Source organism: Pelatocladus sp. BLCC-F211 (genome assembly GCF_041928655.1).
GTDB lineage: Bacteria > Cyanobacteriota > Cyanobacteriia > Cyanobacteriales > Nostocaceae > Pelatocladus.
Genome location: NZ_JBHFLM010000047.1, coordinates 1 through 13,469 on the forward strand (window position 1 = coordinate 1; position 13,469 = coordinate 13,469).

Annotated in this window: 11 protein-coding genes; 2 read left to right on the top strand and 9 right to left on the bottom strand. The window is 41.8% G+C overall.

Annotated features, from left to right (window positions below; all coding sequences use genetic code 11):
* Positions 1 to 321: 321 nt before the first annotated feature.
* The 3 genes from minE to minC are packed head-to-tail and all read right to left on the bottom strand — an operon-like array spanning position 322 to position 2,633.
* Positions 322 to 657, bottom strand: coding sequence for a cell division topological specificity factor MinE (gene minE, locus ACE1AT_RS04855; RefSeq protein WP_374866171.1), 336 nt, complete (start codon positions 655 to 657; stop codon positions 322 to 324).
* Between the two features lie 31 nt (positions 658 to 688).
* On the bottom strand, positions 689 to 1,495 hold the full coding sequence (gene minD, locus ACE1AT_RS04860; protein ID WP_016862393.1) for a septum site-determining protein MinD: 807 nt from the start codon (positions 1,493 to 1,495) through the stop codon (positions 689 to 691).
* Positions 1,496 to 1,544: 49 nt separating this feature from the next.
* A complete protein-coding gene (gene minC / locus ACE1AT_RS04865) occupies positions 1,545 to 2,633 on the bottom strand; it encodes a septum site-determining protein MinC (RefSeq protein ID WP_374866172.1) in 1,089 nt (362 codons plus the stop codon).
* 790 nt (positions 2,634 to 3,423) lie between these two features.
* On the opposite strand from minC, the gene ACE1AT_RS04870 reads away from it, so the two are divergent.
* Complete coding sequence (locus ACE1AT_RS04870; protein ID WP_374866173.1) at positions 3,424 to 4,761, top strand: S8 family serine peptidase; 1,338 nt, start codon at positions 3,424 to 3,426, stop codon at positions 4,759 to 4,761.
* A gap of 79 nt (positions 4,762 to 4,840) precedes the next feature.
* Here the strand turns inward: ACE1AT_RS04870 and ACE1AT_RS04875 are convergent, their stop codons facing one another.
* The 4 genes from ACE1AT_RS04875 to ACE1AT_RS04890 form a co-directional block, all read right to left on the bottom strand.
* On the bottom strand, positions 4,841 to 6,166 hold the full coding sequence (locus ACE1AT_RS04875; RefSeq protein WP_374866174.1) for a four-carbon acid sugar kinase family protein: 1,326 nt from the start codon (positions 6,164 to 6,166) through the stop codon (positions 4,841 to 4,843).
* 7 nt (positions 6,167 to 6,173) lie between these two features.
* Complete coding sequence (locus tag ACE1AT_RS04880) at positions 6,174 to 6,839, bottom strand: hypothetical protein (protein ID WP_374866175.1); 666 nt, start codon at positions 6,837 to 6,839, stop codon at positions 6,174 to 6,176.
* A 492-nt stretch (positions 6,840 to 7,331) separates the two neighbouring features.
* A complete protein-coding gene (locus ACE1AT_RS04885) occupies positions 7,332 to 8,105 on the bottom strand; it encodes a class II glutamine amidotransferase (RefSeq protein WP_374866176.1) in 774 nt (257 codons plus the stop codon).
* A 161-nt stretch (positions 8,106 to 8,266) separates the two neighbouring features.
* The gene (locus tag ACE1AT_RS04890; RefSeq protein ID WP_374866177.1) at positions 8,267 to 9,187 is read right to left on the bottom strand and encodes a TIGR01777 family oxidoreductase; all 921 of its coding nucleotides are present in this window, start codon (positions 9,185 to 9,187) and stop codon (positions 8,267 to 8,269) included.
* Between the two features lie 129 nt (positions 9,188 to 9,316).
* Here ACE1AT_RS04890 and ACE1AT_RS04895 point away from each other — a divergent pair, with 129 nt between their 5' ends.
* A complete protein-coding gene (locus ACE1AT_RS04895) occupies positions 9,317 to 9,664 on the top strand; it encodes a hypothetical protein (RefSeq protein WP_374866178.1) in 348 nt (115 codons plus the stop codon).
* A 109-nt stretch (positions 9,665 to 9,773) separates the two neighbouring features.
* Here ACE1AT_RS04895 and ACE1AT_RS04900 read toward each other — a convergent pair whose 3' ends face one another.
* Complete coding sequence (locus ACE1AT_RS04900; RefSeq protein WP_374866179.1) at positions 9,774 to 10,277, bottom strand: FHA domain-containing protein; 504 nt, start codon at positions 10,275 to 10,277, stop codon at positions 9,774 to 9,776.
* A gap of 315 nt (positions 10,278 to 10,592) precedes the next feature.
* The gene (locus tag ACE1AT_RS04905; protein WP_374866180.1) at positions 10,593 to 13,163 is read right to left on the bottom strand and encodes a heavy metal translocating P-type ATPase; all 2,571 of its coding nucleotides are present in this window, start codon (positions 13,161 to 13,163) and stop codon (positions 10,593 to 10,595) included.
* Between the last annotated feature and the right edge of the window lie 306 nt (positions 13,164 to 13,469).

Genomic DNA, 13,469 nt, shown 5'->3' on the forward strand with positions numbered 1-13,469 from the left:
CTAGCGTAGGTTGGGGAGCCAGTGCGTTGCGGGGGTCCCAAGAGTTGTAGCACCTGGCGTTTGAGGAACGTAGACGCGCCCTGCGCGGCTTCTCGCAGAGTAACCCAACATTATCAAGGCTTTGTTGGGTTTCGTTTGCACTCAACCCAACCTACATTTCTTCTTAACTGAACCGTATTGAGTTTTAATGGTGTTTACGTTTCGTAGTTACGCCGTCTTAACTTATGAACAAATAATTTAAGGTGCGCTACAACTTGGCTATAGCACACCTTAAATTGAACTAATATCTTTTGATCAACTACTTAATAAAAATGCGAATAACTATGTAATCTCACTACTTTCCAATTCATTTTTTTCTTTATTTTCTTTATTGTCTTTATCTTCTGTAGATTCTTCTTTAACCCGACGTATAGGGACATTGGCGATTAAAGCACTTGTTCGCTGATTGCTTTCTAAAGAAAACTCTAAACCCTCCGTTTCGATTTCGACATAGCGACAAACAATATCCAAAATTTCTTGCCGCATTTTTTCGATCATTTGGGGGCTTAAATCAGCACGGTCGTGAGCAATTACTAATTGTAGGCGACGTTTAACTTGATTGCGACTGTTAACGTCAGAATTACGAGTAAATAATCGTTCTAAAAGTTCAATGATCATTGCTGCTAGGTATGGACAGATGGAGAAAACATCAAATTATTTTTGTCCACAACAATCTTCTGAGACGAGAGAAGATGCTGTCGTTGGGTGAGTCGAGTTCAAGAAATTCGACGGTTTCACCTTCCAATCTGCGAGCAATGTTATCAAAAGCCGTAGCCGCTAAAGAGGGAGTTTCTGCTAATACTAAAGGTTCGCCGCGATTGGTAGAGACTATAACGCGCTCATCATCCGGGATGACCCCAATTAGAGGAATTGCCAGAAGTTCCTGAACATCATGCACAGACATCATATCATTAGCCCGTACCATTGCGGGTTTGATCCGGTTAATTATTAAATGAATGCGCTTAACACCTTGTGCTTCTAATAACCCGACGACGCGATCAGCATCTCGGACGGAAGCAATTTCCGGTGTGGTGACAATTAATGCTTCTTTGGCTGGGGCGATCGCATTTTTAAACCCCATTTCAATACCTGCGGGACTATCAATAATTACATATTGATACTTTTGTGCCAGTGCATTTACTAATAACTTCATCTGGTCAGGGGTGACTGCATCTTTTGTACGGTTCTGGGCCGCAGGTAACAAGACTAAGTTTGGTTGACGCTTGTCTTTTACCAATGCTTGTTCGAGGCGACACTCTCTAGCTAAAACTTCTACCGCCGTGTAAACAATGCGATTTTCTAGTCCTAGCAACAAATCTAAATTTCTCAAGCCAAAATCTGCATCAACTAATGCTACTTGACGCCCTATTTTTGCTAAGGCCATGCCTAAATTGGCTGTACAAGTGGTTTTACCCACGCCTCCTTTACCGGAGCTAATCACAATAATGCGAGTCATGACAAAAACGCGCTCGATGATGTTTCTGTAAATATATAACAATAGAGCTTTATGGCTCTTGGTTTATCCGATTAAATAGGGTCTTAGAAAAATCACTAGCCCTACCGATACGAATTCCTCGTGGTGTTATGTATGCCACTTCGGGATAAAATTGCAACGGTAATTTTTCTGGCGCTCTAGCAACAGCATCTGCGATCCGCAATTGGGTTGGTTCCATTTGCAAGGCCATAATCAGACACTCACGATTACCCCCAGCACCAGCATGAGCAACTCCTCGAAGACGACCCCACACGAGAATATCACCATCTGCAACTACGATACCACCTGGATTTACATCTCCTAAGATAATGACACTTCCAGGGTGGCGAATTTCTACACCAGACCGCACCGTCATCTCTAGATAAAGAGCATCTTTTGAGGGTTTGTTGCTGACTTTAGAATTAGAACCAAGGATATTTTCTCGTTGTATTTGTTCAACAGAGTAACCAGCAGTAGCTGCTGCGATCGCAGTTTGGCGACGACTGGTAGCAACCGATTTCAGTTGCATTTGCACATTCCCTAAAGTTTCAGCCAGTTGTTGCAGTTGTCTTGCATCTAAAAGGCGATCGCTTGCTACTAAATGCACAGGTGTATTCGGTGCGGTCAAGCGATCGCTACCATGAAGTCGTACTTTTAATTGTTGCCAAATATCATTCCAATTTCGTTCCGAACCAGACAACTGCGATTCTGTAGGCAAAATTAATAAGAATCTTCCCTCCTCTGTTTTCATCTGAATTTGAATATTTTTCTTCACCCCATTTTCTGTTGGAGGTGATTTAGGTAACTCTTTATGCAAGAGGTCAACATCTAATTCTGCCTCTGCAACCGTATCAGACTCTACACTAGCAACAGCAGAATTTGATTCTAGTTCAATAACAGAATTGGACTTTAAATACAGCAGAACAGAATTTATCTCCGCTTCTGGAAGTATAGAAGTTGACTCTGTATCATCAACAACAGAATCAGTCTCTGTAACAGTATCTTGTTCTTGATCAGAAACAGTAAATTTTACCTCTATATCAGAAAGGCTGGAGATTGATTCTGCATCATCAACAGCAGAATGTGACTTGAGATCGGGCATAGCAGAATCAGAAGTCATGTAGCATTAGCCTAAAGAGAAAAACTGAGCAATTAACAATCTTAAATTATTTATCTTTGATACTGAGTTGTTGAAAGTTGTAAATTATCAAACAGATGTGAGACAGTACGAATTCCTGTCTTTAGAAGTTCATATGAATGATAGATGTTTACCCTGGCTTGGTATAAAAATCTAGCACAAATTCTCTTAAGAATTTGGAAGCAGGATTTGAAACAAACTACTGAAATCGTGGCTCCAACAATTGTACAACGCGATTTCTACAGAATTCTTTGCAAAACTGTTTCATACACAACACCTCTGGCTCCAAGGGAAAAGGGAAAAACAAAAGGGACAAATATTTATCCGTTATATCATTTCCCAAAATTCTTGATACAAATCCTCGCCCTTGTCTAACTTGAAAATGGGTGTGGGGATATAGGGGTGTAGGAGGAGTTATACTTTCATGTTACTTAGAAAGATTTTCTCATGATTGTCTGACTTGTTATTCTTGTCTAGTCGCCAAATGTATCAGACTTTATAGTGGAACGGTAAAAAATCTGTGTAAATTTATCTAACAAAAGCTTCTTGTTTCTCCGCCTAAATACGAACCAAGACAGGTTGTAATGGTAATTTTTATTTTATGAGTTGCACTAGCGGTTCACTTTTTGTCCAAATTCCAATAATATAAGTTCCTCGTTTAAAAGGATTTTTTGTCCGACAAGGATTATAAGTAATGAGATTAGGTTCAACAATCCACTCATGTTTATTATACTTTTCCTGTTTTTCATATTTATCTATAGTTCTTGTAAGCTTGAAAACGCTGGTAGCTCCTGCTCATGCTCAGATCAGCAGGAGGGCTGATAGCTTGGGACAAACCAATCCTCCAGACTTTGATCAGCTGATTTCTAAAGCAAAAAAATACGGCACTGTCAGAGTCATCATTGGTTTAAAAGCAAATTTTATACCTGAAGGCAGGCTAGCAACAAGTTTAGTTCAGAGTCAAAGAACAGCGATCGCTCGCATCCAAAATGTTGTCTTGACCAAAGTATCAGCTGACAATCCCACTGCCATCACCAAGTTTAAGACGATTCCTTACTTTGCTGCCCAGATCAACGCTCGATCTTTAGAGCTTCTTCAATCTGATCCCAACATCATCAGTATTCAGGAAGACATCGCTGTACCAACGGCGCTGACAGAAAGTATTCCTGTGACTAAAGCTAATAGCGCTTGGGAAAGTGGATATACAGGTGCAGGGCAAACAGTTGCTATTTTAGATACAGGTGTAGACTCCAGCCATCCTTTTTTAGCAGACAAGGTTGTTTCAGAAGCCTGTTACTCAACAACTGATTCAGCTTACGAAAGTACAAGTTTATGCCCAAATGGATCGACTCAACAGATAGGTACTGGCTCCGCAGTTAATTGCGCTACTAGCATTGATGACTGCAATCATGGTACTCATGTGGCTGGAATTGCTGCGGGTAAAGGCCCTAACTTTTCTGGGGTTGCCAAGGACGCTAAAATTATTGCGATTCAAATCTTCTCTCGATTTAATTCTGCTAAACAGTGCGATCCGGTTCCAGCACCCTGTGTCTTGAGTTATGTGAGTGATCAAATACGAGGTCTAGAACAAGTTTATAACCTCCGCTCCAACTTCACAATTGCAGCAGCTAACATGAGCTTAGGAGGGGGTAACTATACAAGTAACTGTGATACAACCAGTCAATACCTCAAAGCAATTATTGATAACCTCCGCTCTGTTGGTATAGCTACTGTGATTGCTGCTGGAAATGACGGTAGCACTAACGGTTTGGGTTTCCCTGCTTGTATCTCATCAGCAATTAGCGTTGGTTCTACCAAAGACGGTAGTTCTGTTGGTGCTGTTGATGAAGTGTCGAGTTATTCTAACAGTGCTTCATTTCTATCTCTTCTGGCTCCAGGAGAAGCAATCTACTCTTCGGTTCCCGGTGGTGGTTACAGCAACTTCTACGGAACTTCGATGGCAGCTCCCCATGTCACAGGAGCGTGGGCTATTTTTAAACAGAAGAATCCATCAGCGACTGTTGCGGATACTCTGACAAATTTTCAAAACACAGGTGTCCCGATAACTGATCCTAAAAACAGCATCACAAAATCCCGTATCCGTCTTTGAAAATAGGGATCGGGACCCCGCCTTCCCCAATCCCCGTTACCCCTTATCCCCAGAGGGGGCCCCACCTTCCCCAATCCTCTTACTTAGTCTTTTGACTCAACCTTTGATATACAGTCGCCAAGCCATTAGCATCACCGACGTTACCTGGAAATAGGACAACTGGTAAATTCGGAAACTGCGGATGGTCAGATGGAGTCCGTACCATTGAGCAGCCAGGTAAGATTTGACCAAGTAACCGGGCTGAAGTTAAGGCTAATCCTGTACTCAAGACATCGTTAGAAGTTATACCACCTTTGCTGATTAAAAATCCTAAATCTGCTGGCAAACCCTGGACAATGTCCATCAATAGACGGGAAACTTTAGCCCCAAATTGTAAGCGTGTATTCACATCTTTAAAAGTAAGTTCTTGGCGACTGGTGTAAACTACTGGGGTTTTGCCGGTTGCATGAGCAGTGTGAACTTTTTCGAGAACTTCGCTTAACAATATGGCAGATTGATCGACATTATCTAACAAACGCGCCACATCAACTTCAACCCCGAATGTACCTTCTGCTTGTAGTAGTGCTTCTAGCTGCTGAGTTGTTTTTTTGACATGAGAACCCACAATTACAGCCCCTGGTTTGCCATTGCGTACATACTCAGCCATATTTTCCGATGCGATCGCTTGCTCAGGTAAAGCAGCCAAAGCTGTTAAAATACTGGCAGCACTGCGAAATAAAAAGCGTTTGCCTTGACTTGCTGCTGCTAAAATATCTTGAGCAAAACGATCTAAATCTGCTTGAGTTTCTCCATCGACAACACAGCACTGATTACCACTCAAACTCATCAAGGCTTCTAAACTGCCATTACGGATATCTGCAAGTAAAAATCTTTTTACGGAGTCTGCATGAATCCGTCCTTGTGTTTTTTCTTCTACATATTTGGGTAAGTAACTATGATGGTAGCCAAAAACAGAATCACGGGCAAACTCTGTTTCATGCACAGGTTTAGGAACACCATCAACAATTAGATAATGTATGCTGTCGCGGGTAATACGTCCACCTTCAAAAAAAGCCGGGACGAGAAAATGAGCATCAAAAGGGCCGAGTTCTTCAGCAATCACATCGGTTTCAATCGGGTAGTGTCCCCGTAAAGTCGAATCAGAACGACTGACGATGAGAAAATCCTGAATTCCTTCACTCGCTAAAGCTGTTTGCAAATTCTGACAAACTTCTTTGGTGACAGAAGCAGCCGACTCAGGCGGTAAAGCTCTAGTATTTGTTAAGACAAAGAAAATTGGTGCGTCGTCTTGCAATCCCATGCGTAAAGTATCCACATCCCAACGCATGAGTAACAAACAGCTGTGGACTGTTTGTGAACCAGTTGGATCATCATCAAGGACGATTATTTTTGGTTTTATGATCATTTTTATATTAAGAATGTGACTGCTGTAATTTTCTTATCTGGCTTTGTACATCTAAGTCAATCTGTAATAATTGATTGAAAATTTGAGCATATTCCCCTGCTGAACTACTAACTTGTAAAGCTTGGAGATTAGCTAAATTATTGACAGACAACTCTTGTTGATCAGTAAGCGATTTTTTATTATCCCTTAATAGTCGCTCAATTTTCAAACCACGAACTAAATCTTCTCTCACCAATTGCAGTGCAGCAATAATAGTTTCTCGCTCATGACTATTATTTTCTGAGTTTTCAGAGATGGCTTGCTGGTCAAGATTATCTACCGCTTGCACCCCTGCATGATATTTATCAACTTCATTTAAAAGAATTATTAATGCTTTGGGATAACGAAAACGTCGCCACAACCAACGCCCAACTACTACTACAATTGCTACGACAATTAGTAAGATAATTCCTAAGCCAATTTGGGAACCACTTGTCAGAGTAATTAACGCATAAATAAATCCGGTAATTAATAAAATTAAAAGCAACATTTCCCGCACTTCTTTGAGTAAAAATGCAAATCGCTGTTTGCGATTTTTCATAATAGAAGGTAGGAAGAAATTTTCTGGTTTGACGCCAGTTAAACGTTTCAATTCTCCTTTAGTTATTTCCAAGCCTAGTAAGTCAGGCTGCACAGAGATACTCCTATGGAAGTGCAAGTTGCGTATATAGCAATCCTATATGATTTGTGAAAATCGCAGAGCTTAGATCCCCAACAAACGCTTAAAACTCAAAACTTGAGGTTTGAAACTAGAACGTTGAGGCTTAAAACTCAAAACTTGAGGTTTGAAACTAGAACATTGAGGCTCAGAACTCGAAACTTGAGGTTTGAAACTAGAACGTTGAGGCTCAAAACTCGAAACTTGAGGTTTGAAACTAGAACGTTGAGGCTTAAAACTCGAAACTTGAGGTTTGAAACTAGAACGTTGAGGCTTAAAACTCAAAACTTGAGGTTTGAAACTAGAACGTTGAGGCTCAGAACTCGAAACTTGAGTTTTTTCTCCCTATCTCCCCATCACCCCACCTCCCCACCGCAAAGCTGATACTCGTCGATGAGTCTTTGATATTCGCCAACGAGTCTTTAATTGTCGTGCGCGAGTCTTTGATTGTCGTGTGTAAGTAGAGGATTAACTTAACTTCAAAGGTAAACCATCTTGAAATATTAACAATTCCCCTGGTTTGATGGGTGTCCAAACTTCGTTGTCGGTGAGGGGAGTCGTAGCAATCACTGCAACGCGATCGCTTGGAGTTGTCAATTCACTAAAATCTACTGTCACGTCTTGATCAATCAGGTGAGCAGCAGCAAAAGGAGCTTGTCTGACTATATAGCAAAGTTTTGTAGAACAGTGAGTAAAAAAATATTCGCCATCTGATAATAAGTAATTAAAACTACCCTTTTGCGAAATTTGATCAGTGATATCTTTCAAGACAGGATATATTTTTTCCAAAGAGGGTCTACCTTCAGGAAAAGCTTGACGTATGGTTTCTAAAATCAAGCAAAAAGCTTTTTCACTGTCAGTATTGCCTACAGGTTGATAATATTGCATACCCGTAGGATTAAATTCTGGTAAATCACCATTGTGGGCAAATACCCAATATCGTCCCCACAGTTCCCGACGAAAGGGATGGCAATTTTCGAGAACAATTTCACCTTGAGTTGCTTTGCGAATATGGGCTATTACATGGGTGGAATGAATTGGATAGCATCGGACTAATTCTGCTATGGGAGAATTAATCGAGGGTTTGGCATCAATAAACATTCGACACCCTTTACCCTCAAAAAAAGCAATACCCCAACCATCACGGTGATCATCAGTTTTTCCTCCCCGTGCCGCAAACCCTTCAAAAGAAAAGCAAATATCTGTGGGAGTATTGCAACTCATTCCTAACAGTTGACACATGGCGTATTTCTGGACTCAACCTGTTTGAGAATAGGATAATGCAAACTGCCGGGGCTAAATCTGAAGCTTTTCTTACTTTCTCATACCCCAATTAGTTGGAGTCGGGACTTCACTAAAAGTTGTGTCGTAGATACAGACATTGAAGCTTGTTTGATCACCAACTAATGAAGAATTGTTTCTAGAGCTGGTTGCAAATTAGGATATTGAAAATTAAAACCACTTTCTAGGGTGCGTTTAGGAAGAACTTTTTGCCCTTCTAAAACTACTATTGCTCCGTCTCCCAAAATTGCTTCTATGGCAAAATTAGGAACAGGCAACCAGGAAGGACGATGCATAACTTTGCCCATGGTTGTAGATAATTCTGACATCCGAATCGGATGAGGAGTAGTAGCATTATATACGCCTGACATTTCTGACTTAGTTAAAGCTTGGATAATTAACTTGACTAAATCATCTATGTGAATCCATGAAAACCACTGTTTGCCGCTACCAATAGGGCCACCAGCAAAAAGTTTGAAGGGTGTAATCATTTTACCCAAAGCTCCACCCAGACCCAAAACTATCCCAAATCGTAGAATTACGAGTCTTACACCAGATTCTGTAACTTTTGTTGCTTCTGCTTCCCAAGCTTGACAAACTTGGGCAAGAAAATCGTTACCAGATGGGCTTGTTTCATCGAAAGTCGCGGTTTCGCTAGTACCGTAATATCCAATAGCAGAGGCGTTAACTAGAACACTAGGTTTAGGGTTAGCCTTGGTTATTGCTTCCACGATTTTTTGAGTAGTCAGTTGACGGCTATTGAGAATTTCTTGTTTTCGTTGTGGTGTCCACCGTCCCTCACCTATGGGTTCACCTGTTAAATTAACTACACCATCACACGTGGCGATCGCTTCTTGCCAACTACCTGATACTGTCGGTGTATAAGCAATAATTTCTACATTAGGAAAAGCTTGGCTGGGAAAAACTTTTTGGGCGTGGGCGATATTACGAGTTAAAACCAATACCCTGTTACCATCTTTGTGGAGTTGTTTTACCAACCGACTACCGACAAATCCTGTTGCACCACTTACTACTACTTTCATGATTTAACCTCTATCAATCCCTATTTTAAATTTTTTTATTCCAAAATCTAAAATTCAATAGTTATGACTTGCGTTTAAGATGGTTCGATATTATAGGATGGACTGAGTGTTACAAAGCTTAGGGCTATTATGGCTCGCTATACCTGTTCGTTTATTCTTTCTATTCATATTAACCATCTCCAGCCGTTACTTGTGGAACTGCTGCAAGACTGCAATCTGGATGTACAGTACTATACATTGGATTACATCATGGCACGTGAGATAGTCGGTACTGTTTCCTACTCCAAAATGGTGACAGTAGAAGTACTGGTTGATAAAAGCACAGCTACCGAAACTGAAACCAGAATGAGTATTGTGATTAAAAACCAGGAACTACCACTCCAGTTAGATAATCACTGTCGGCAGGTGTTTGAGTATATTAAGCAGGCAATTGAAGACAACCGTAATTGGCATCTGATTCAAAGCCTCGCAGGATAATTACAAATGCTTGTAACTAAGGGCATCTGCTACAGCTAGCTTTGTGCCAAGCTAGCTTATAGCCAAATGTGACCGAAGATATTAGATCAACAACAGACCAACAAACTTTTTAGTCTTCTAGGTCTTCTGTCATGCCGGGGTTGATCAGTGTAATGTCATACTCACTGGCATCAGTTTGACCAGGTGGTACCGTATCACGTTTTAACAGATAATATATGGCACGTACTTGAGGCCCAAAAACAACTTCGTCTTCATTTTTAAGGTCATAGGCTGAGAGCTTACGTCCATTAATCATCAGACCATTAGAACTAGGCTTGCCTCTAGCGTCGCCATCAATAATTCGATAATAATGACTGTTGTTGCGATCGTTTCTGGGTAATCTTACTAATGTGGCGTGACGGCGCGAGACGAATTGTGAAACTAAACGGATGTCACATTCTCGATCTCGACCAATAGAATAAATGGGACGCTCTAGAGTGAATTCTTTACGTCCTTGATCGTCTTCCACAATCAGTATATGGCTTTCATGGTTTTCTGCTGCCATTGACAAATCGTTACTATAATCGGTTGAAGTCTTATTAATTAAGAATTGTTTAGAATCGTTTTCTGCCATTCTCTCAACCAGAGTCTGTGCTGCTTCATAGTAATGACTAAGAATAAAACAATGTAATGTTTTACCCCTTAGTATCTTTAGTCTCTACAGTAGCCTTTACTGGCGCTCTGGAAACAGAGTCAAGGATTTTGTGAGATTTTGTAAATAGTGACTATCGATTTAGTTTAACCTGATACAGGCAGAACGGATATTCACTCTTTTAAAATATTAAGGCTAAATATCTGACAAAAGATTCGATGGAATGCATGAAAGCCACTTAATTTAAGAATTCTGGTAAACCTCTCCTCGGTGCAGAGAGGTTTTGATATTTTTGTATTAGCGATGAGCAAATCGCCGTAGTAGTAGGGAATTGGTAACGACACTAACCGAGCTAAAAGCCATTAAAGCCGCAGCGCTAGCAGGACTAAGGACAAAATGCAGACTGGGTAATAGGACACCAGCCGCTAACGGAATTCCCAATGTGTTATACACAAAAGCCCAAAACAAATTTTGGCGAATTTTGTTGAAAGTCACCCGACTTAGTTGAATTGATTCTACTACATCAGTTAAACAATTTCGCATCAAGACAATATCAGCCGTTTCGATCGCCACATCTGTACCTGTGTGTAAAGCAATACCAATATCAGCTTGAGACAAAGCCGGAGCATCGTTGATGCCATCTCCTACCATTGCGACTACGGATTTTGGATTGGCAATGGTTTCTCTCTCCCCATTTTGAAGAGATTGTATAACATTTGCTTTCTTGGCTGGAGGTACACCCGCCATGACATCAGCAGTATCTAGTCCTAATTGGTTGGCAATTGCGATCGCAGCGACTTTTGTATCACCACTCAGAAGCATAACTCGCAACCCCATCTGCCGCAATTTGTCTACAGCTGCTTTTGCATCTGATCTGAGGGTGTCTTGAATAGCAATCAGTCCGGCGACTGTTCCAGCAATTGCTACTGCTACAACAGTTTTACCATCCTCTGCTAGTGTCTCTGCCTGCTTGTGTACATTTTCATCAACGGCAATTCCATGCCAACTCAACCAATCCCAATTTCCCAACAATACTAAATTGCCTTCGACCACAGCAGAAACACCAAGTCCCGGTTCTGTGTGAAAGTCAGTAGCTGGTGGAATCGCTAATTGTTGCTGATGTGCTTGGTTACGAATTGCTGTCGCCAGAGGATGACAAGTACCACTTTCGACCGCAGCTGCGAGTTGTAAGAGGTATTGGGGATCGGGGAAGGTAGGGATCCCCTTTGGGGATAAGGGGCAGGTGGGGTCCCCTCTGGGGATAAGGGGTAACGGGGATTGGGGATCGGGAAGAGACTTGTTAAATAATTCTCCTTGTCCCCCTTGTCCCTCAAGTCTTCCCTCTAGGACAACACAATCCGTTACTGTTGGATTACCAGTTGTCAGCGTACCTGTTTTATCAAAAACAATGGTGTCCATCTGGTGGACTTTTTCTAAAACATCACCGCCTTTGATTAATAAACCTCGTTCAGCAGCGATCGCAGTTCCGATCAAAAGTGCTGTAGGTGTGGCTAGTCCCAAAGCACAAGGACAAGATACCACCATCACTGCAATTGCTAATTTCAAGCTGACTAATAGCGGAGAGTGATAAGTGGGTACAGCTACACCACTAGAGTGATGAGCCATATCCACCATATCCATGCCAGGGGACATAGTGACATCTTGCCAAACATGAGTACCAATAAAGTACCAAAACAAAAATGTCAAAACAGCCGTTGCTAGTACACCGTAGGTAAAGTATCCAGCGACTGTATCTGCTAATTTCTGTACGGGTGCTTTTCGAGTTTGTGCTGCTTCCACTAGGGCAACAATTTGTGCCAAAGTGGTATCGCTGCCTGTACGGGTTGCTTCAATTGCGATCGCTCCTGACTGGTTGAGTGTTCCAGCTGTGACTGTATCTTGTCTTTGCTTCAGCACTGGTACAGCTTCCCCAGTCAGCATTGATTCATCAACAGTTGTTTGACCATCTATCACAACGCCATCAACTGGAATTTTGTCTCCTGGTAGAACTTGTAACCATTCACCGACACGTACTTGTTCCGCAGGAATTTCTATAATCTCGCTCATGGAAGGTTGTACAGACGCGCCAGGGCGGTTTTCTACAGCTCCTTTGGGAATCAATCTTGCTACCTGGGGCTGGAGATCAAGCAAGTTTCTAAACGCAGCAGTAACTTGACCTCTTGCTTGTTTTTCTAATGTTCTTCCCAACAAAATAAAGCCCAACATCATCACAGGCTCATCAAAGAAGCATTCCCAACCAAGCTGAGGAAACAACAGAGCCACCAAACTAGCTGTGTAGGCGATTAGCGTCCCCAAGCCGACGAGAGTATTCATATTGGGTGTATTCCGTCGCCAACTCACCCAGCCATCTACCAAAATCGAGCGGCCAGGAATGAGTAGGGCTACCGTTGCTAATCCACAGTGAAACCAGATGTTATGTAAAACAGGTAGCACAATGCCACCAATGTTACCCAAGTGTCCGATAGTTGACAGCACCAGTAATAATCCAGCAATTATCAACTGTCTACGTGCAGACTGAATTTCTTGGCGCTGTCGTTCTGCTGGATCTATCTTGCCTTGGTTTTCATCGCTAAATTTCCCAGTTGGTTGCCTGAGTTGAGACGGAAATCCAGCCGACGTTAATTGCTGTGCCAGTGCATCTGCATCCACCGCACCAGTTTCTAGCTCTACGACAGCAATTTCTGTTGCCAGATTTACACTAGCACTCTTCACTCCAGGAGATTGAATTAGCTGTCGTTCAACAGCCTTTACACAGCCACCGCACTTCATACCTCCAACATCTAAGATGATTTTCTCAGTTATGGGAGTTGATTCTGGGGAAAGGTTAGTTTTTGGGACAAGTTGCATGGAATAAATTTGAGTTTGTTACGAAACATCAACGCCTTACAGACTTCTTGCAAAATTCAGGAAAAAGTTTAGTTGTCAAGGATAACAGTTATAAGAATTAAGAAGTCTTTTCCTTTTACCTTTTCCAATAAGAGTACTTCTAGCTCTTGTGCAATAAGTCTAAAAGTCAATACGGTTCAGTTAAGGCTAAAAACTAAAACTAGCGTAGGTTGGGGAGCCAGTGCGTTGCGGGGGTCCCAAGAGTTGTAGCACCTGGCGTTTGAGGAACGTAGACGCGCCCTGCGCGGCTGATCGCAGAGTAACCCA